This is a genomic window from Pandoraea pulmonicola (assembly GCF_000815105.2).
Classification (GTDB): Bacteria; Pseudomonadota; Gammaproteobacteria; order Burkholderiales; family Burkholderiaceae; genus Pandoraea; species Pandoraea pulmonicola.
Genome location: NZ_CP010310.2, coordinates 4,556,275 through 4,574,834, shown reverse-complemented (window position 1 = coordinate 4,574,834; position 18,560 = coordinate 4,556,275). Strand labels below are relative to the sequence as shown.

At 65.5% G+C, this 18,560-nt stretch carries 18 protein-coding genes; 5 read left to right on the top strand and 13 right to left on the bottom strand.

The genetic code is table 11. The features are described 5' to 3' along the window. Positions 1-95: 95 nt before the first annotated feature. Positions 96-878 (bottom strand): glycosyltransferase family 2 protein, encoded by a 783-nt coding sequence (locus RO07_RS19540; RefSeq protein WP_237171303.1) that lies wholly within the window; start codon positions 876-878, stop codon positions 96-98. 51 nt (positions 879-929) lie between these two features. Further along, complete coding sequence (gene recQ, locus RO07_RS19535; protein WP_039405023.1) at positions 930-2,738, bottom strand: DNA helicase RecQ; 1,809 nt, start codon at positions 2,736-2,738, stop codon at positions 930-932. 174 nt (positions 2,739-2,912) lie between these two features. Here recQ and msbA point away from each other — a divergent pair, with 174 nt between their 5' ends. The 5 genes from msbA to rfbC all read left to right on the top strand — a co-directional run bounded on the left by msbA (position 2,913) and on the right by rfbC (position 7,890). Then, complete coding sequence (msbA, locus tag RO07_RS19530) at positions 2,913-4,667, top strand: lipid A export permease/ATP-binding protein MsbA (protein ID WP_039405021.1); 1,755 nt, start codon at positions 2,913-2,915, stop codon at positions 4,665-4,667. Positions 4,668-4,746: 79 nt separating this feature from the next. Continuing rightward, entirely contained in the window at positions 4,747-5,331 is a 585-nt protein-coding gene (locus tag RO07_RS19525; RefSeq protein ID WP_039405017.1) for a peroxidase-related enzyme, read from the top strand. 28 nt (positions 5,332-5,359) lie between these two features. Next, positions 5,360-6,424, top strand: a complete 1,065-nt coding sequence (gene rfbB, locus RO07_RS19520; protein ID WP_039405014.1) for a dTDP-glucose 4,6-dehydratase — start codon at positions 5,360-5,362, stop codon at positions 6,422-6,424. Positions 6,425-6,431: 7 nt separating this feature from the next. Next, positions 6,432-7,319 (top strand): glucose-1-phosphate thymidylyltransferase RfbA, encoded by an 888-nt coding sequence (gene rfbA / locus RO07_RS19515; protein WP_039405011.1) that lies wholly within the window; start codon positions 6,432-6,434, stop codon positions 7,317-7,319. A 22-nt stretch (positions 7,320-7,341) separates the two neighbouring features. Further along, complete coding sequence (gene rfbC / locus RO07_RS19510; RefSeq protein WP_039405009.1) at positions 7,342-7,890, top strand: dTDP-4-dehydrorhamnose 3,5-epimerase; 549 nt, start codon at positions 7,342-7,344, stop codon at positions 7,888-7,890. 89 nt (positions 7,891-7,979) lie between these two features. On the opposite strand, the gene RO07_RS19505 is transcribed toward rfbC, so the two are convergent. From RO07_RS19505 to RO07_RS19455, 11 genes are all read right to left on the bottom strand, one after another. Next, complete coding sequence (locus tag RO07_RS19505) at positions 7,980-9,239, bottom strand: cation diffusion facilitator family transporter (protein WP_039405006.1); 1,260 nt, start codon at positions 9,237-9,239, stop codon at positions 7,980-7,982. 31 nt (positions 9,240-9,270) lie between these two features. After that, positions 9,271-10,740 carry a ribonuclease G gene (gene rng, locus RO07_RS19500; RefSeq protein ID WP_039405003.1) on the bottom strand — a complete coding sequence of 490 codons (1,470 nt, stop codon included), beginning with the start codon at positions 10,738-10,740 and terminating at the stop codon, positions 9,271-9,273. A gap of 44 nt (positions 10,741-10,784) precedes the next feature. Next, a complete protein-coding gene (locus RO07_RS19495; RefSeq protein WP_039405000.1) occupies positions 10,785-11,384 on the bottom strand; it encodes a Maf family protein in 600 nt (199 codons plus the stop codon). 193 nt (positions 11,385-11,577) lie between these two features. Next, positions 11,578-12,354 (bottom strand): glycerophosphodiester phosphodiesterase, encoded by a 777-nt coding sequence (ugpQ, locus tag RO07_RS19490; RefSeq protein WP_039404997.1) that lies wholly within the window; start codon positions 12,352-12,354, stop codon positions 11,578-11,580. Next, the gene (locus RO07_RS19485) at positions 12,351-13,448 is read right to left on the bottom strand and encodes a sn-glycerol-3-phosphate import ATP-binding protein UgpC (protein ID WP_039404995.1); all 1,098 of its coding nucleotides are present in this window, start codon (positions 13,446-13,448) and stop codon (positions 12,351-12,353) included. Before RO07_RS19485 ends, ugpQ begins: the two co-directional genes overlap by 4 nt. A 2-nt stretch (positions 13,449-13,450) precedes the next feature. Further along, positions 13,451-14,296 (bottom strand): sn-glycerol-3-phosphate ABC transporter permease UgpE, encoded by an 846-nt coding sequence (ugpE, locus tag RO07_RS19480; RefSeq protein ID WP_039404993.1) that lies wholly within the window; start codon positions 14,294-14,296, stop codon positions 13,451-13,453. After that, entirely contained in the window at positions 14,293-15,189 is an 897-nt protein-coding gene (gene ugpA / locus RO07_RS19475; RefSeq protein WP_039404991.1) for a sn-glycerol-3-phosphate ABC transporter permease UgpA, read from the bottom strand. The genes ugpE and ugpA overlap by 4 nt, the downstream gene beginning before the upstream one ends. 133 nt (positions 15,190-15,322) lie before the next feature. Beyond that, complete coding sequence (gene ugpB, locus RO07_RS19470) at positions 15,323-16,654, bottom strand: sn-glycerol-3-phosphate ABC transporter substrate-binding protein UgpB (protein WP_039404988.1); 1,332 nt, start codon at positions 16,652-16,654, stop codon at positions 15,323-15,325. A gap of 182 nt (positions 16,655-16,836) precedes the next feature. After that, complete coding sequence (rlmH, locus tag RO07_RS19465; RefSeq protein WP_039404985.1) at positions 16,837-17,307, bottom strand: 23S rRNA (pseudouridine(1915)-N(3))-methyltransferase RlmH; 471 nt, start codon at positions 17,305-17,307, stop codon at positions 16,837-16,839. A gap of 18 nt (positions 17,308-17,325) precedes the next feature. Further along, positions 17,326-17,775, bottom strand: a complete 450-nt coding sequence (gene rsfS / locus RO07_RS19460; protein WP_039404982.1) for a ribosome silencing factor — start codon at positions 17,773-17,775, stop codon at positions 17,326-17,328. A gap of 61 nt (positions 17,776-17,836) precedes the next feature. Further along, positions 17,837-18,556, bottom strand: a complete 720-nt coding sequence (locus RO07_RS19455; protein ID WP_039404978.1) for a nicotinate-nucleotide adenylyltransferase — start codon at positions 18,554-18,556, stop codon at positions 17,837-17,839. Positions 18,557-18,560: the final 4 nt, after the last annotated feature.

Sequence of the window (18,560 nt, the reverse complement as noted above, 5' to 3'; positions counted from 1 at the left end):
CCTGAGCGCTCGCCGGCCGGCACACACCGTGGGGAACGAAAAACGGACGCCATGCGCGTCCGTTTTTTCGTGTTCGGCGGCGCATCGCGCCGGCCTCAGACGTCGCCGCGCCGTAGCAGGGCGTACTTGAGAAATGCGCTTCGTGCATTCATGCGGGCAATTGCCGCGCCCGTGCCGCCGTCGAGAAAGCCCCGGCGCAGCAAGTAGGTGCGAACGAACGCCCACCCGCCGTTGATCCAGGGTTTGAGCGGCGAGACGCGTTTGCCGCGCTGCGCCATTTCCTTCGCGCCGGCGCGCGCGTAACGCTGCACCTTGTCTTCGACCTGACGCGCCTCGGTATAGCTGTAATGCAGGAGATGATGCGCGAGCGTGCCGAGCTCGCCATCGACAATCACGCGCTCGTGCACAAGGTTGTCCGAGAAGCGGCCGGCCTCACGCCGGAACAGACGCACCACATAGTCGGGATACCAGCCGCAGTGCCGCACCCAGTGGCCGAGAAACTGCGACAGGCGCGGCATGCGATAGCCGGCGTGAGCGCCCCGTGCGATCGCCGACGCGATGTCGGCAGCGAGTTCCGGCGTGACGCGTTCGTCGGCATCGAGCGACAGCACCCATGGCTGCGTCGCGTGCGACAACGCGCGATTCTTCTGTGGGCCGAAGCCGGGCCAGTCGGGCGTGACGTGGACTTCGGCGCCTGCCGCGCGCGCGAGGTCCGCCGTGCCGTCGGTGCTCGCGTTGTCGACCACCACGATCTGGGACGCGACCGCCCTCACCGATGCAATGCACTCGGCGATGTTATGCCGCTCGTTGCGCGTGAGAATCGTCACGGTGAGCGGCAGTTGCGGCGCCTGAGCCGCGGGCGAAGTGGCTTCGGTCATGAATACTCACGAAATGACGGCAACGATCGCGGCGGCCTCGCCGGATGTCGCCTAGGCGTTCAGCAGCGCCACGAGCGCTTCGCCGTAGCGTTCGATCTTCGCTTCGCCCAGTCCGGTAATGTCGGCCAGACCTTCGCGATGCCTCGGGCGGCGCTGGGCGAGTTCGCGCAGCGTCCGGTCGTGAAGGATAACGTAAGCGGGCACCTGTTGCGTCTTGGCGATGTCCTGCCGCCAGGCGCGCAGCTTGTCGAACAGTTGCTGATCGGCGGGATCGAGCTCGATGGCCGGTGACGACGCATAGCCGGCAAAGCGGCTCTTCTTGCCCGCCGCCACGCGCTGCCGTCGCAGCGACAGCGTCGTCTCGCCCTTGAGCACGGGGCGTGCCGCCGCGTTGAGCGTCAGCGCGCCGTACTGGCTGCTGTCCGGCTCGATGATGCCGTGCGCGATCAGTTGACGAAATACCGACCGCCAGCCCTGATCGTCGAGCTCTCCGCCCACGCCGAACGTCGGCAGACTCTCGTGTCCGAATTGACGGACCTTGTCCGTGCTTCGCCCGCGCAGCACGTCGACCAGATGCCCGGCGCCGAAGCGCTGGCCCGTGCGCAGGATCGCCGAGAGCGCTTTCTGGGCCGCGACGGTCCCGTCGTACACCTCGGGCGGATTGAGACAGACGTCGCAGTTGCCGCAAGGCTTGCTCGTCTCGCCGAAATACGACAGCAACACGGTGCGGCGGCAACGCGGAGCTTCGCAGTAGCCGAGCAGGGCGTCGAGCTTCTGGCGCTCGATGCGCTTTTGCAATTCGGATGCGTTCGATTCGTCGATACGGCTGCGATGCACCACGACGTCGTTGAGTCCGTAGGTCATCCAGGCTTCGGCCGGTTCGCCGTCGCGCCCGGCACGCCCGGTTTCCTGGTAGTAGGCTTCCAGGCTCTTGGGCAGGTCCAGGTGCGCAACGAAACGCACGTCCGGCTTGTCGATGCCCATGCCGAACGCCACGGTTGCCGCCATGACCAACCCTTCCTCGCGCAGGAAGCGTTGCTGGTGCGCGCGGCGCACTTCGGCGTCGAGCCCGGCGTGGTACGGCAGCGCTGGAATGCCCTGCGTCTCCAGCCACGCGGCGGTTTCTTCCACTTTCTTGCGCGACAGGCAATAGACGATACCCGCCTCGCCCCGATGCCGTCCGAGAAAGGCCAGCAACTGCTTGCGCGGATTGTCCCGGTCGACGATCTCGTAGCGAATGTTCGGACGGTCGAAGCTCGACACGAACAGACGCGCTTCGGTCAGGCCCAGCCGCGTCTGAATTTCGTCGCGGGTGGCGGCATCGGCCGTGGCCGTGAGCGCGATGCGCGGCACTCGCGGATAACGCTCGTGCAGTGCCGAGAGCTGGATGTATTCGGGACGGAAGTCGTGCCCCCACTGGGACACGCAGTGTGCCTCGTCGATGGCGAACAGCGCCAGTTGCCCGCGTTCGTCGAGCCGGTCGAGCAGATCGAGGAAACGGTCGGTCAGCAACCGCTCGGGCGCGACATAGAGCAGGTCGAGCTCGCCGCGCGCCGCACGGCGCTCGGTGTCGAGCGCCTCGTCGAACCCGAGGCTGGAATTGAGATAGGCGGCGCGCACCCCCGCTTGCAGCAGCGCGTCGACCTGGTCCTGCATGAGCGCGATGAGGGGCGAGACCACGATGCCGATGCCCGGGCGCAGCAGGGCGGGAATCTGGTAGCAGAGCGACTTGCCGCCGCCCGTGGGCATGAGGACGAGGGCGTCGCCCCCGTCGGCCACATGGTCGACGATGGCGGCCTGATCGCCACGGAATGCGTTATAGCCGAATACGGTTCGGAGGACTTCGAGTGCGCTTGCCATGGCCGGGAGTATACCGGTTCCCCCGGGGCTCCGGCGCGCCAGGATCCCCGAAAAGCACGGGGCTTGCGGGGATTGTGGGGAATTTTGCTGTGGCGTCCGAGGCGGCCTCGGACGCGTCCCGGCGCAGGCGTCCGGTACGTTAGAATAGCGGTTTTTCCGCCGTCCCCCATTTACATGAGCGCACCGCACAAGCCCGCCGGACCGATTCTGCGACGTCTGCTGGGCTATCTTCAGCCGTACTGGTACATGGGCCTGCTGGCCGTCGTCGCCATGGCGCTCGTGGCGGGGACCGAAGCGGCCATTCCGGCAGTCCTCAAGCCGGTGCTGGACAAGGGCTTCTCGGGCGGCGACCCGTGGAAGCTGTGGTACGTGCCTGCCGCGGTCATCGGCCTTGCCGTCGTGCGCGGGCTGGCGCAATACGCCGCCAACTACATGCTCTCCTGGGTCTCGAACCGCGTGCTGCTCGATCTGCGCGTGCGGATGTTCGAGCGCCTGCTGCGCGCGCCCGCGGCGTTCTACCAGCGCGAGACGACCAGTACTCTCATCAACGCCATCGTCTTCGAAGTCAATCAGGTGCTCGGCGTGCTGACCACGGTGCTCATCACGCTGGTGCGCGATTCGCTCACGGTCGTCGGCCTGCTGGGTTACCTGTTCTATCTGAACTGGCGCCTGACGCTGGTCGTCGCCGTCATTCTGCCGCTCATCGGCTGGCTGGTCAGCAGGATCAACCGGCGCTTGCGTCGCCTGAACCGCGAGCAGCAAACGCTTACCAACGCACTGTCGTACGTGGTCGAAGAGGCGGTGGGCGGCTACAAGGTCGTGAAGATTCACAACGGCGAAGAGTACGAGAAGACGCGTTTCGACAGGATGACCAGCAAGCTGCGCGGTTATGCCATGCGCGTGACGGTGTCCGGCGGTCTGGCGCAGCCGGTCACGCAGGCGCTGGCGTCGCTCGCGCTGGCCGTCGTCATCACGGTGGCGATGATCGAATCGTCGTCGGGCGAGATGACCGTGGGGGGCTTCACGGCCTTCGTCACGGCGCTGCTGCTCGTGGTCTCGCCGCTCAAGCATCTGATGGACGTCAATCAGCCGCTGCAGCGCGGCGTGACGGCCGCCGAGCTGATTTTCGAAGTGATGGACGTCGAAGTGGAGCCTGCCGGCGGCGAGCGCACGCTCGAACGCGCCAAGGGACGCGTGACGTTCGATCAGGTGAGTTTCCATTACGGCGCGAGCGAGCGCCCGACGCTCGACCGGATTTCGCTCAACGTCGCCCCCGGCGAGATGGTCGCGCTGGTCGGCCCGTCGGGCAGCGGCAAGACGACCCTCGTCAATCTGGTGCCGCGTTTCTTCGATCCGACCGCGGGCCGGATCCTGCTCGACGACATTCCGCTCGCCGATCTGCGTCTGGCCGATCTGCGCAGCCAGATCGCGTTCGTGAGCCAGGACGTGGTGCTGTTCAACGACACCATCGCGGCGAACGTCGCCTACGGTCAGGAAGTCGATGCGGCGCGGGTGCAGGCGGCCTTGCGCGCAGCCAACCTGGTCGATGCGGTCGAGGCCATGCCCGGTGGGGTGCAGACCCTCGTCGGCGATAATGGCATGCGCCTGTCGGGCGGCCAGCGTCAGCGTCTGGCGATCGCGCGCGCCATCTACAAGGACGCCCCGATCCTGATTCTCGACGAAGCGACTTCGGCGCTGGATTCGGAGTCGGAGCGTCATGTGCAGGCGGCGCTGGAAGTGTTGATGGAGGGCCGCACCACGCTGGTGATCGCGCACCGTCTGTCGACCATCGAGCGCGCCGACCGCATCGTCGTGCTCGAGCACGGCCGGATCGTGGAGCAGGGGGCTCACCAGGAGCTGCTGGCGCATAATGGCCTCTACGCCCACCTGCACCGCATTCAGTACGCGCAGCAACAGCAGGAAGCCTGACGCCCGACGAACCGGCCGCCGTCCCCGTCGGACCATCGGCACATATCAGCTCATACCAGCGTCCTACCAGGAGATCGCGATGCGCCAGCCGCCAATCAGTCGTTTCCCCGTGCCGGATCTGGCCGCGTTGCCGACCGATATTCGCGCGCGTATCGACGAAGTGCAGGAGAAGGCCGGCTTCATTCCGAACGTGTTCCTCACGCTGGCGCACCGTCCCGACGAGTTCCGGGCGTTTTTCGCGTATCACGACGCGTTGATGCTCAAGGACGGCAATCTCAGCAAGGGCGAGCGCGAGATGATCGTGGTGGCCACGAGCGCTGCGAACCAGTGTCTGTACTGCGTGGTCGCGCACGGCGCGCTGGTGCGCATTTACGAGAGGCAACCGTTGCTCGCCGACCAGGTGGCCGTCAACTATCTGAAGGCCGATCTGACGGCGCGTCAGAAGGCGATTCTCGCGTACGCCATGAAGGTGTGCGAGCGCTCCCACGAAGTTGGCGACGACGATTATGCCGCATTGCGCGAGCACGGTCTGGACGACGAGGACATCTGGGACATCGCCGCGATCACCGCGTTTTTCGGTATGTCCAACCGCATCGCGAATGCCATTTCGATGCGGCCGAACGACGAATTCTTTCTGATGGGACGCGTGCCGCGCACCCGCTAAACCTACTTCTCACAAAAGTCTGACATCTATGATCTTCGTGACTGGCGGCGCCGGCTTCATCGGCGCGAATTTCGTCCTTGACTGGCTCGCGCAAAACGACGAACCGGTCTTGACCATCGACAAGCTGACTTACGCCGGTAATCTTGCGAATCTGGCGAGCCTGGAGCGCGATCCTCGTCACCATTTTTCGCAGGTCGACATTTGCGATCGCAATGCGCTCGACCGACTGTATGCCGAGCACCAGCCCCGTGCCGTCGTACATTTCGCGGCGGAAAGCCACGTCGACCGCTCCATTCATGGTCCGGCAGACTTCGTGCAGACGAATGTCGTGGGCACGTTCACGATGCTCGAAGCCGCGCGCGCCTACTGGAGCACGCTCGACGGTGAGGCGCGTGACGCCTTCCGCTTCCTTCATGTCTCGACCGACGAAGTCTACGGTTCTCTGAGCCCGACCGATCCCGCGTTCACCGAGACGACGCCGTATGCACCGAACAGTCCGTATTCGGCGTCGAAGGCCGGTTCCGACCACCTCGTGCGTGCCTACCATCACACGTATGGACTGCCCACGCTGACGACCAACTGTTCGAACAACTACGGTCCCTATCAATTCCCCGAGAAGCTGATTCCGCTGGTGATCGCCAATGCGCTCGCCGGCAAGCCGCTGCCGATCTACGGCGACGGCAGCAACGTGCGCGACTGGCTGTATGTGGGCGACCACTGCTCGGCCATTCGCGAGGTGCTCGCCCGCGGTGCGCTCGGCGAGGTGTACAACGTGGGCGGGTGGAACGAGCAGAACAACCTGTCGGTGGTGAAGCATCTGTGCACGCTGCTCGACGAACTGTCGCCGCGTGCCGACGGCAAGTCGTATGGCGACCAGATCACTTTCGTGACGGACCGTCCGGGGCACGATCGTCGCTATGCCATCGACGCACGCAAACTGGAGCGCGAGCTGGGCTGGCGTCCGGCGCAGACGTTCGAAACCGGTATGCGCAAGACGGTGCAGTGGTATCTGGCCAACGGCGAATGGGTGCGCCAGGTGCAGTCGGGCGAATACCAGCGCTGGATCGAAACGCATTATCAGAAGAAAGATTGAGGCACGTATGAGCATCAAACGCAAAGGCATCATTCTCGCCGGCGGATCCGGCACCCGCTTGTACCCGGCGACGCTGGCGGTCTCCAAGCAGTTGCTGCCGGTCTACGACAAGCCGATGATCTATTACCCGCTCACCACGCTGATGCTGGCGGGGATTCGCGACGTGCTGATCATTTCGACGCCGCAGGACACGCCGCGCTTCGAGCAGCTCCTCGGTGACGGCAGCCAATGGGGGCTGAATCTGCAATACGCAGTGCAGCCCTCGCCGGACGGTCTGGCACAGGCGTTCCTGATCGGCGCCGATTTCATCGGCAACGATCCTTGCGCCCTGGTGCTCGGCGACAATCTTTTCTATGGGCATGACTTCGCCGGGCTGCTTTCGGCCGCCAACGCCAAGACCGACGGTGCTTCCGTGTTTGCGTATCCGGTGCACGATCCCGAGCGCTATGGCGTGGTGACATTCGACGATAGCGGAAAGGCAATCGAACTCGTCGAGAAGCCGAAAGCGCCGAAGTCGCGTTACGCCGTGACGGGGTTGTACTTCTGCGACAACGACGTGATCGACATCGCGCGCTCGATCAAGCCGTCGGCGCGTGGAGAGCTGGAGATCACGGACGTCAACAATGAGTATCTGCGTCGCGGCAAGCTTAACGTACAGATCATGGGGCGTGGCTACGCTTGGCTCGATACCGGTACGCACGAATCGATGCTGGAGGCGAGCACGTTTATCCAGACAATCGAATCGCGCCAGGGACTCAAGGTCGCCTGTCCGGAGGAAATCGCATTCCGCCGCGGTTGGATCGACGCCGCCGCCATCGAAGCCCTGGCCCAACCGCTGGCGAAGACCGGCTACGGCCAGTATCTGCTCGCCATGCTCAACGAGCGCGTATTCTGATCGTCCCGTTTAAGGTCAACTCATGCAACTGATTGCCACCGCCATTGCCGACGTCAAAGTGGTCGAACCCAGGGTGTTCGGCGACTCGCGCGGCTATTTCTTCGAGAGCTTCAACCAGCGCCAGTTCGACGATGCGCTCGGCGAGCGCCTCACGTTCGTGCAGGACAACCAGTCTCGCTCGGCGCGCGGCGTGCTGCGTGGCCTGCACTATCAGGTCAAGCAACCTCAGGGGAAGCTCATCCGGGTATTGCAAGGCGAGATATTCGATGTCGCGCTTGACCTGCGCAAAGGAGCGCCAACGTTTGGAAAATGGGTGTCGGAGGTGCTGCGGGCCGAGGATCATCGACAATTGTGGATCCCCGCCGGCTTCGCGCACGGTTTCGTGGTGACCTCGGAGAGTGCGGAAGTGCTCTACAAGACCACCGACTACTGGGCGCCGCAGTACGAGCGCTGCATTCGCTGGGATGACCCGACGCTGGCAATTCCCTGGCCGCTCGACGGTATCACCCCGATCGTCTCGGATAAGGACAAGCTCGGCATGCTGTTCGCGGATTACCGCCACGAAGACTGATCGGCGCGGACCGTCGCCAGGCAGTCGGCAGACCGTCGATGGCCGCCTGGCGACGCCGCGCAACGCTCGCGGCCGCCCTGGGCCTTCCGTCAGTCGGCGGAGGTCCCGGCGGTCGCGGTTTTTTCGGTGTCCACCGCAACGCGAGCTTCACCCGAGACGACGGATGTCTCACCCGTGATACGCAGCACCCGCACGTGCCGCAGGCCGAAGCGGGCGGCCAGCGCGTCGGCGACCGTCTGCGATGCAGGCTCGATGCCGCCGTGCATCCCGGCGCTTGCGGCTTCGCCCAGCCCCTCGACGAGCACGTCCGCTTCCAGCCCGTTATCGAGGTAGTGCAGCTTCACGTCGTGCAGCGCCAGCGCGTTGGCGCGGCAGAGTACTTCGGCGGCGCCCACGACGACCGCGCGTGCGGGCCACTGCTGCAAGGCGGTGCCCTTGGTGTCGCTTTCCGGGTCGACGTGAACGAGCACGTCGAGGATTTCCGGCTCGCGCATCACGGCGGCGCGGGCCTGCTCGGCGATGTAGTGGCCTTCGGAGACGGACAGGCGTCCGTCGACGAGGATATGCACGTCCACGACGATCTGGTCGCCCATGCGGCGAGTCCGCAACATGTCGATGGCGCGCACCCCCGGTGTGTCCGTGAGTTGCGTGCGGATGTTGACGGTCGTACTGTCGTCCACGCCACGATCGATCAGATCCTGCAGCGCATTCCAGCCGAATTTCCAGCCGGTGCGGCCGATCATCAGTCCCACGAGCGCCGCGGCGAGCGGGTCGAGAATGCGATAGCCGGCGAGGTTGCCGAGAATGCCGCAGGCGACGACGAGCGAGGAGAGGGCGTCAGAGCGCGCATGCCAGGCGTTGGCCACGAGCATGGCCGAGCGCACGCGCTGGGCGGCGCGCAGCATATAGCGGAAAAGGCCTTCCTTCGAGATCAGCACGAACACGGCAACGAGCAGGGCGACGGTGTGCACTTCCGGAATGTCCTCCGGGTGCAGCAGCCGCTCCACGCCGCGCCACAGCATGCCTGCACCGACGGCCAGCAGAATCACGCCAAGGAACAGCGACGCCGCGTTCTCGTAGCGGTTGTGGCCGTAGGGGTGATCGGCGTCGGGAGCGCGTGCGCTGCCGCGCGCGGCGGCCAGCACCACGAAGTCGGAGACGATGTCCGAGAGCGAGTGGATGCCGTCGGCGATCAACGCCTGCGAACGGGCGAAGACGCCGATGACGATCTGTGCGGTGGTGAGCACGACATTGACCCAGATGCTGACCCAGGTCGAATGGCGGGCGACGGCATGCTTGTCGAGCGCCTCGCTGGATGCCGCCAGGTTGTCGTAGTTCGTGTAAGGCATGAGCTCGAGGCGCGCGTGGCGCCGGGTAACGTTACATCAGAATGATGTCGTACTGTTCCTGGTGGAACGTCGATTCGACTTGCAGGGAGATCGGCTTGCCGATGAAGTCGATGAGCATCGCCAGATGCTGCGATTCTTCTTCGAGGAAGAGATCGACGACTTCCTGCGAGGCGATCAACCGGAATTCGCGCGGGTTGAACTGACGCGATTCGCGCAGAATCTCGCGCAGGATGTCGTAGCACAGCGTGCGGGGCGTCTTCACCTGGCCCTTGCCCTGGCACACGGCACACGGCTCGCACAGCACGTGAGCGAGCGACTCGCGCGTGCGCTTGCGGGTCATTTCCACGAGGCCCAGTTGTGAGAAGCCGTTCACGGTGATGCGCGTGCGGTCGCGCGCGAGCGCCTTCTTGAGCTCGGCCAGCACCGAATCGCGATGCTCGGCACTTTCCATGTCGATGAAGTCGATGATGATGATCCCGCCGAGATTGCGCAGCCGCAACTGGCGCGCGATCATCAGCGCCGCTTCGAGGTTGGTCTTGAATATCGTGTCGTCGAAGTTGCGCGCACCGACGTAGCCGCCGGTGTTCACGTCGATGGTCGTCATCGCCTCGGTCTGATCGATCATCAGGTAACCGCCGGACTTCAGATCGACGCGGCGCGACAACGCCCGTTCGATTTCCGTCTCCACGTTGTACAGATCGAACAGCGGCCGCTCGCCGGTGTAATGCGTGAGCTTGCCGAGTACCGCCGGCGTATAGGTCGCGGCGAATTCCGCGAGCTTCTGGAACGTCTCGCGCGAATCGACGAGGATCTTGCCGGTGTCCTCGTGCACGAAGTCGCGCAGCACGCGCTGAGCGAGATTCAGGTCCTGATACAGCAGCGCGGGCGCCGGCATGCGCGTGCTCTGCTCGCCGATGGTCTGCCACGACTTGCGCAGGTAGGCGATGTCGTTGGCGAGCTCCGCGTCGGCGGCATCCTCGGCGATGGTGCGCACGATGAAACCGCCCTTTTCGTCTGCCGGTACGAGTGCCTGGATCTTGCTGCGCAGCGCCTCGCGCTCCGTCTCGCTCTCGATGCGCTGCGAGATGCCGATATGCGGCTCCTGCGGCAGATACACGAGCGTGCGCCCGGCAATGCTGATCTGCGTGGACAGTCGCGCGCCCTTCGTGCCGATCGGATCCTTGATGACCTGCACCATGAGCGTCTGCCCCTCGAAGACGGTCTTCTCGATCGGGGGCTGCGGATGCGGCACCGACGTGTCGTTGTTCACGCGCGGATGCCAGATGTCCGCCACGTGCAGGAACGCCGCGCGCTCCAGGCCGATGTCGATGAAGGCCGATTGCATGCCGGGCAGCACGCGCACGACCTTGCCCAGATAGATGTTGCCGACCAGGCCGCGCGAGAGCGTGCGCTCGATGTGCAGTTCCTGCACGGCGCCGAGCTGCATGAGCGCCACACGGGTTTCCTGCGGCGTGATGTTGACCAGAATGTCTTCGTTCATAAAGTGTCGACCAGACTCGAAATGCGTGGCGGATTCGGTGCGCGTCAGAAGTCGACGCCCGCCTGGCGCAAGAGCGCGGCGGTCTCGCAAAGCGGCAAGCCCATGATGCCCGAGTAGCTGCCGTCGATGCGCATGACGAATTCGGCAGCCTTGCCCTGAATGCCGTAAGCGCCGGCCTTGCCGCGCGGCTCGCCCGAGGCGACGTAGTGCTCGATTTCGTCGCGGCGCAGCGGACGGAACCAGACATGCGAGATGTTCACCGCCTGGTGAATCTTGCCGTCGGCGCAGACGGCCACAGCCGTCAGCACGCGATGACGCGTGCCCGACAGGCGGGCGAGCACGGCGCACGCATCGGCGTCGTCGAACGGCTTGCCCAGGATGGTGCCGTCAAGACAGACGGTGGTGTCGGCCGCGAGGATCGGCGCGCCGGGCAGTCCGGCGCGCGACAAGCGCGCAAGCGCCGCTTCGGCCTTGGCGCGCGTGACGCGCTGCACGTAGTCGTCGGGCGGCTCGCCGGGCAGCACGGCTTCGAGCGCTTCGGCGTCCTCGTCCGCCTGAGGCAGCAGCAGCTCGAAACGAACGCCGAGCTGGTGCAGCAATTCCTGACGGCGGGGGCTTTGCGAAGCGAGATAGATGTACGGCATGGCGGCTTGGCTTGAATTCGTCCAGCCCGGCACGCCAAAGAGGCTTGGTGCACCGGGCCGCTGTATAGGCTGGGCGAGGGGGACGCCCTATTATGCCGCCTTGCGCCCACGCCCGCCAGCAGGGCGCGGCGAGGACACGGGCGCGGCCCGAAAGACCCGACTGGGCCACTCCGGGAGGCGGTTGTGGGCTGGCTCAGGCGGCGGTGAGGAAGTCGTCGCCTATCAGGTCGATGCGGTCGGTGCAGATGGCGTCCACACCCCACGCCGCGAGCTCGCGGGCGCGGGCCGGGTCGTTGACGGTGTAGACGAGCATTTGCAGGCCGTAAGCCTTGATTTCGGCGACCTGCGGGCCATCGAGATGCTTGTGGCTCGCATGCAGCGAGACGGTGCCGAGCTTGCGTGCATCGTCGCGCCAATGGGCCGGCACCGCTTCGTAGAGCATGCCGCGCGGCAGCTCTGGCGCCGCGGCGGCGGCCGCTTCGAGCGCCTCGTACGAGAACGACGAGAGCAGCGGTTGCACGGCCTGTCCGGCCCACAGCGTCCTGACCGCTTCGGCCACCCGCTTGCCCGTCTCGGCCTCGCGTCCCGGGCATGGCTTGATCTCGACGTTGGCCGCCAGGCCCAGCGCCTCGCAGCGCTCGGCGACCTGCGCGAGCGTGGGCATCTTCTGCCCGGCAAAGCGCGCGTCGAACCAGCTGCCGGCGTCGAGCTTCTCGATTTCGGCATAGGTCATCTGCGCGGCCGCCCCGTGCCCGTCGCTCGTGCGATCGACCGTGTCGTCGTGCAGCAGGAAGACGACGTTATCGGCCGACAGTTTGGCGTCGAATTCGACCATGTGCAGGCCGAGCGAAGCGCCCATCTCGAAGGCCGCGAGCGTGTTCTCGGGGGCCAGCTTGCCGCCGCCGCGGTGCGAGACGATGCGCGGATACGGCCAGGCGGGCCACAGGTGGGAGGACGAGGTATCGCTCATGCCTCCACCCGCTTGCCGGTCGACGGATCGAACAGATGCAGCGAGCGCGCCGAGATGGCCAGCGGCACGATCGTGCCCGCGGCCGGACGCAGTTCATGCGGCAGGCGCACCGTCACGGGCTGCTCGCCCCAGCGGCCATGCGCGAGGTTGTCGGCGCCCAGAAGTTCGAGCTGATCGACGAGGATGCTCGTCTGCGCGGCGAACGCGCCGATGCCGTCCTTCTGTTCGGCCGGCACCAGGTGCTCCGGACGCACGCCGAGCACCAGTTCGCGGTTGGCGTGGGCCAGGCTCGTCGGCGGCAGGCGCAGCGAGGGGCCGCCGCCGTCGACCTGGAAGGTGCGGCCTTCCGTATCCACGCGCCCCTTGAGCAGGTTCATCGCGGGCGAGCCCATGAAGCTCGCCACGAACAGCGACGCCGGGCGCTCGTACACGTCCGACGGCGTGCCGATCTGCTCGGCGTAGCCCTTGTTCATGACGATCACGCGATCGGCCAGCGTCATGGCTTCGACCTGATCGTGCGTCACGTACAGGCTGGTGGTCTTCAGGCGCTTGTGCAGGCGTTGGATTTCCAGGCGCATTTGCACGCGCAGCTTCGCGTCGAGGTTCGAGAGCGGTTCGTCGAACAGGAAGACGGCCGGCTCGCGCACGATGGCACGGCCCATCGCCACGCGCTGACGCTGACCGCCCGAGAGCTCGCGCGGCTTGCGGGCGAGCAGCGGTTCGAGCTCGAGAATGCGCGCCGCGGCGAGCACGCGCTCCTCGATCGCCTTCTTGTCGATACCCCGGATCTTCAGGCCGTACGACATGTTCTCGCGTACGTTCATGTGCGGATACAGGGCGTAGTTCTGGAACACCATCGCGATGTTGCGATCCTTCGGTTCCAGCTGGTTGACGACCTGCGAGCCGATCAGGATGCTGCCTTCGCTCACCGACTCGAGGCCGGCGACCATGCGCAGCAGCGTCGACTTGCCGCAGCCCGACGGCCCCACGATGACCACGAATTCGCCGTCCTGGATGTCGATGTCGACGCCATGCAGGACGTAGTTCTTTTGGTCGTAGGTTTTCTTGACGCTATGGAGTTTGAGATTTGCCATGATTACTTTTCCGAATCGACCAGACCACGCACGAACCAGCGCTGCATGAGCAGAACCACCGCGAGCGGCGGCAGCATGGCGAGCAGCGTGGCGCTCATGACGAGCTGCCATTGCGTGGCGGTGTCGCCACTGCCGATCATGCTCTTGATGCCCACGACGGCCGTCGTCATCGATGGCGCGTTGGTCACCAGAATCGGCCACAGGTACTGATTCCAACCGTAGATGAAGGTGATGACGAACAGCGCCGCGATGTTGGTCTTCGACAGCGGCAGCAGCACATCGAAGAAGAAGCGCATCGGGCCGGCGCCGTCGATGCGCGCGGCTTCCACGAGCTCGTCGGGCAGCGTCATGAAGAACTGCCGGAACAGGAACGTGGCCGTGGCCGAAGCGATGAGCGGCACGGTCAGGCCCACGTAGCTGTTGATCAGCCCGAGGCTCGAGATGACCTGCACCGTCGGGAAGATCCGCACTTCGACCGGCAGCATCAGCGTGACGAAGATCAGCCAGAAGAACAGGTTGCGCAACGGGAAGCGGAAATACACGATGGCGAACGCCGACAGGATCGACACCGAGATCTTGCCGATCGTGATGACCAGCGCCATGAGCAGGCTGTTGCCGAGCATCAGGCCGAACGGCATGGCCGAATCGCCCGTGCCCTGGTTCCAGACGGTGGAGAGGTTCTGGAACAGGTGCGTGCTCGGCACCAGCGACAGGGGCACGTTGAAGATTTCGCGCTCGTTCATGGTGGCGGCGACGAACGCCACATAGAGCGGAAAGACCACCAGCAGCACGCCGCTCACCAGCATGACGTGGCAGAAGATATCCAGGCCGCGACGATTCTCGATCATGCGTATTGCACCTTGCGTTCGATGAAGCGGAACTGCACGACCGTGAGCACGATGACGATCGCCATCAGCACCACCGATTGCGCCGCCGAGCTGCCGAGGTCGAGCCCCTTGAAGCCTTCCGAGTAGATCTTGTAGATCAGCGTCATGGTCGACTGACCCGGGCCGCCGCCGGTGGCCGCATCGATCACCGGGAAAGTGTCGAAGAACGAGTACACGAGGTTGACCACGAGCAGGAAGAACGTCGTCGGCGAGATCAGCGGGAGCACCAGCCCGAAGAAGCGGCGCACCGGTCCCGCGCCGTCGATCGCCGCCGCTTCCACGAGCGAGCGTGGAATGGCCTGCAGGCCGGCGTAGAAGAACAGGAAGTTGTAGCTGATCTGCTTCCAGATCGAGGCGAGCACGACGAGGAACATGGCCTGTCCGCCGTTCAGCGCGTGATTCCACTCGATGCCGAGCTTCGCGAGGCCATAGGTGACGAGGCCGATGCTCGGGTTGAACAGGAAGGCCCACAGCACGGCGGCAATGGCCGGTGCGACGGCGTACGGCCAGATGAGCAGCGTCTGGTAGGTGCGCTTGCCGCGCGTCACCCGGTCGGCCATCGCGGCGAGCAGCAGCGAAATGACCAGCCCGCAGACCGTGACCAGGCCGCTGAAGATCATCGTGGTGCGAAACGACGCGAGATAGAGCGCGTCGCTCAACAGCGCGGTGAAATTGTCGATGCCGACGAACTGGCTCGACAGCCCGAAGGCGTCCTGAGCCGAGGTCGACTGCCACAGGGCCTCGCCCGCGGGCCAAAGGAAGAACACGACCGTGATGAAGAGCTGCGGCGCTACGAGAGCGTAGGGCAGCCAGCCGGTTCCGAAGCGAGGGCGTTCTCTGGTGTTATGCGCCATAACGTGTTGCCGGAAAAAAAGCGAAACCGGCCCGCGCGGAGGGCGGGCCGGGTGGCGTCATTGTAGCGTCGCCATGGGCGCGCCGAAGGCAGGAAAAGCCTGCATCTGGCGCACCACGGGTGGCGGGAGCGGTTTAGCTCCCCGACTTCTCGAAGCGGCGCAGCAGGTCGTCGCCACGCGAGACCGCCTTGTCGAGTGCGGCCTTCGGCGCCTGCTTGCCGCTCCACACGCCTTCGAGTTCCTCGTCGATCACCGTACGGATCTGCGGCATGTTGCCCAGGCGCAGGCCGCGCGTGAACGGCAGGGGCGGCTTGTTGAGCATCTGCTTGATGGCCATGTCGGCGCCCGGGTGCTTCGCGTAGAAGCCCTGCTTCTCGGTCAGCTCGTAGGCGGCCTTCGTCACCGGCAGATAGCCCGTGTCCTGGTGCCACTTGGCCGCCACGGCCGGCGAGGCGAGGTAGTTCAGGAACTTGGCCACGCCCTTGTACTCGGCCGGCGACTTGCCGCCGAGCACCCACAGGCTGGCGCCGCCGATGATGGCGTTTTGCGGCGCGCCCTTCACGTCGGCGTCGTACGGCATCATGCCCACGCCGTAGCTGAACTTGGCGTACTTGGCGATGTTGGCGAGCGCGCCCGAGGTCGTCATGGCGATACCGCAATCGCCGCTGTAGAACTTCGAGGTCACTTCATCCTTGCGGCCCACGTACGTGAACGTGCCTTCCTTGGCCATGTCGGCCAGGAACTGGATGTGCTTGACCTGCTGCGGGCCGTTGAATTCGAGCTTGGCGTCGAGGCCGTCGAAGCCGTTGTTCCGGGTCGCGAACGGCAGGGCGTGCCACGCGCTGTAGTTCTCGAGCTGCGTCCAGCTCTGCCAGCCCATGGTGAAGCCGCATGCCAGACCGGCGGCCTTGAGTTTCTGGGCGTCGGCCTTTACGTCGGCCCAGGTCTTGGGCGGGGTGTTCGGGTCGAGGCCGGCCTTCTTGAAGGCGTCCTTGTTGTAGTACAGCACCGGCGTCGAGCTGTTGAACGGCATCGAGACGAGGTGGTTCGTCTTGCTGTCGGCGTAGTAGCTCGCCACGGTCGGCACGAACGCCTTCTCGTCGAACGGCTCGCCGGCGTCCTTCATCACTTCCCACACCGGCTTCACGGCCTTCTTGGCCTGCATCATCGTGGCGGTGCCCACTTCGTATACCTGCAGGATCGCCGGGGCGTTGCCGGCGCGGAAGGCCGCGATGCCGGCCGCCAGACCCTGTTCGTAATTGCCCTTGTAGATGGGCACGATCTTGTAGTCGCTTTGCGATGCGTTGAAGTCGTTGGCGATCTGGTTCACGCGCTCGCCGAGGGCCGATTCCATCGAGTGCCAGAACTGGATCTCGGTGGCGGCCAGGGCCGAGGTGCTCATGCCGAGCGCCATTGCCGCCGCAGCGCCGGCCAGGGCGAATTTACGCAGGGAAGGTTGCTTCATGCCAATCTCCGATGGTTCACGAGAAGTCTGTTGTTCGCGGTGCGAACGCTATAGCGCGCGTAGACTAACACGTCGACATGTTTTTTCCACTGGCGGCGCACAACGCGTGTTGTATGACGGCGTCTTGCGGGGATTGACAGCGGCGGAGACACCCGGCCGCGCGGCTGGCCGGGCATGCCGCCTCACACCCGGTGATAGGGGTGGTTGGCGTTGATGCTCCATGCGCGATAGAGCTGCTCGGCGAGCAGCACGCGCACCATGCCGTGCGGCAGGGTGAGGCTGGACAGGCGGATAAGGGTGTCGGCGCGCGATTTGAGGGCGGGGTCTAATCCGTCGGCGCCACCGATCACGAACGCGACGTCGCGGCCGTCCTGCTGCCACGTCGTGAGCGACTGGGCCAGACGCATGGTGGTGAGATCCTGCCCGCGCTCGTCCAGGCAGACGAGGCGGCAGCCGCGCGGCAGGGCCGCTTCGATGCGCTGTGCCTCGGCGGCCATGACCGTCTCGGCCGTGCGGGAGTTGGAGCGTTGCTCCGGCTTGATTTCCTTGAGTTCGATGCGCAGCTCGGGCGGCATGCGCTTGGCGTACTCGGCGAAGGCCGTCTCGATCCAGCCGGGCATCTTGTGCCCGACGGCGAGGATGAACAGACGCATGGCGCGAGGCGTCGCGGCTTACTTGGCCTTGCGGCGGGCGGGGGCGGGCGCTTCGGCGGCGGCGTCTTCGTCCTCCTCGTCCTCCTCGTCCGCTTGCGCGCTTGCCTTGGCGCCGGCCTTCGTGCCCGCCGCCTTCAGGCGCACGGGCTTCTCGCCCCAGATTTCTTCCAGGTTGTAGTACTGGCGCAGCGCCGGCTGCATGATGTGCACGATGGCATCGCCCGTGTCGACCAGTACCCATTCGCCCACATCTTCGCCTTCCATGCTGACGATGTCGCCGCCGCCGGCCTTGACCTTGTCCCGCACGCTCGCGGCGAGTGCCTTGGTCTGGCGGTTGGAGGTGCCGCTCGCGATGACCACGCGGTCGAACAGTGCGGTGAGATGCGAGGTGTTGAAAACCTTGATGTCCTGAGCCTTGACGTCTTCGAGGGCGTCGACGATGAGGCGCTGCAGTTTGCGAATATCCATAGTGCGTTTTTTGGGTGAAACGGGGTGCGCGTGTCGGGGCCCGCGTGGGGCCGCGGGCGCGTCAGGCGCGATACAGGTGCTGCGCGCGGATGTACTGCCACACGGATTCGGGCAGGTTCGCCGGGGGCGTGGCCGCGTCTCGCGCGTGCGCCAGCGTGGCGCGCAACTCGGTGGCGGAGATGTCGACGGCCAGGGAGTCGTCGATCAGGATGCCGCCGCATGGCGTGGATTGTACCCCGAGCGCGGACTTCTCCCGCTCGGCGAAGACCTGGCGCAGTGTCGGGGACGCCGCCTCGCGGCTGAAACCGGGGCGCGCCGCCGCGCAGACGTGCGCGTAATCGAATAATTCGCGCCAGGCGTGCCACGTATCGAGCCGCACCAACTGGTCCGAGCCGATCAGCAGCGAGAGCGACGCCTCGGGGCCGATATCGCCGCGCAGCTCACGTAGCGTGTCGACGGTGTAGCTCGGCCCCGCACGCTCGATTTCGCGCGTGCTGACGATCAGTTGCGTGGCCGGGTGCGTGCGCGCCAGATCGGCCGCCAGCCCTTCGGCGGCCAGCCGCGTCATGGCCAGACGGTGCTCGGCGGTGGTGCTGCCCTGTTTCTGAGGTTGCTGGCCGGCGGGCATGAGCACCAGTTCATCGAGCGCCAGGGTGTGGGCGAACAGGGCGCCAAGGGCGAGATGACCGGTGTGGATCGGGTCGAACGTGCCGCCCAGCACACCGATGCGCCGCCGTTTGGCGCCCGGTGCCGCGTTCGCGGCAGTGGAGAAGACGGTCATGCGC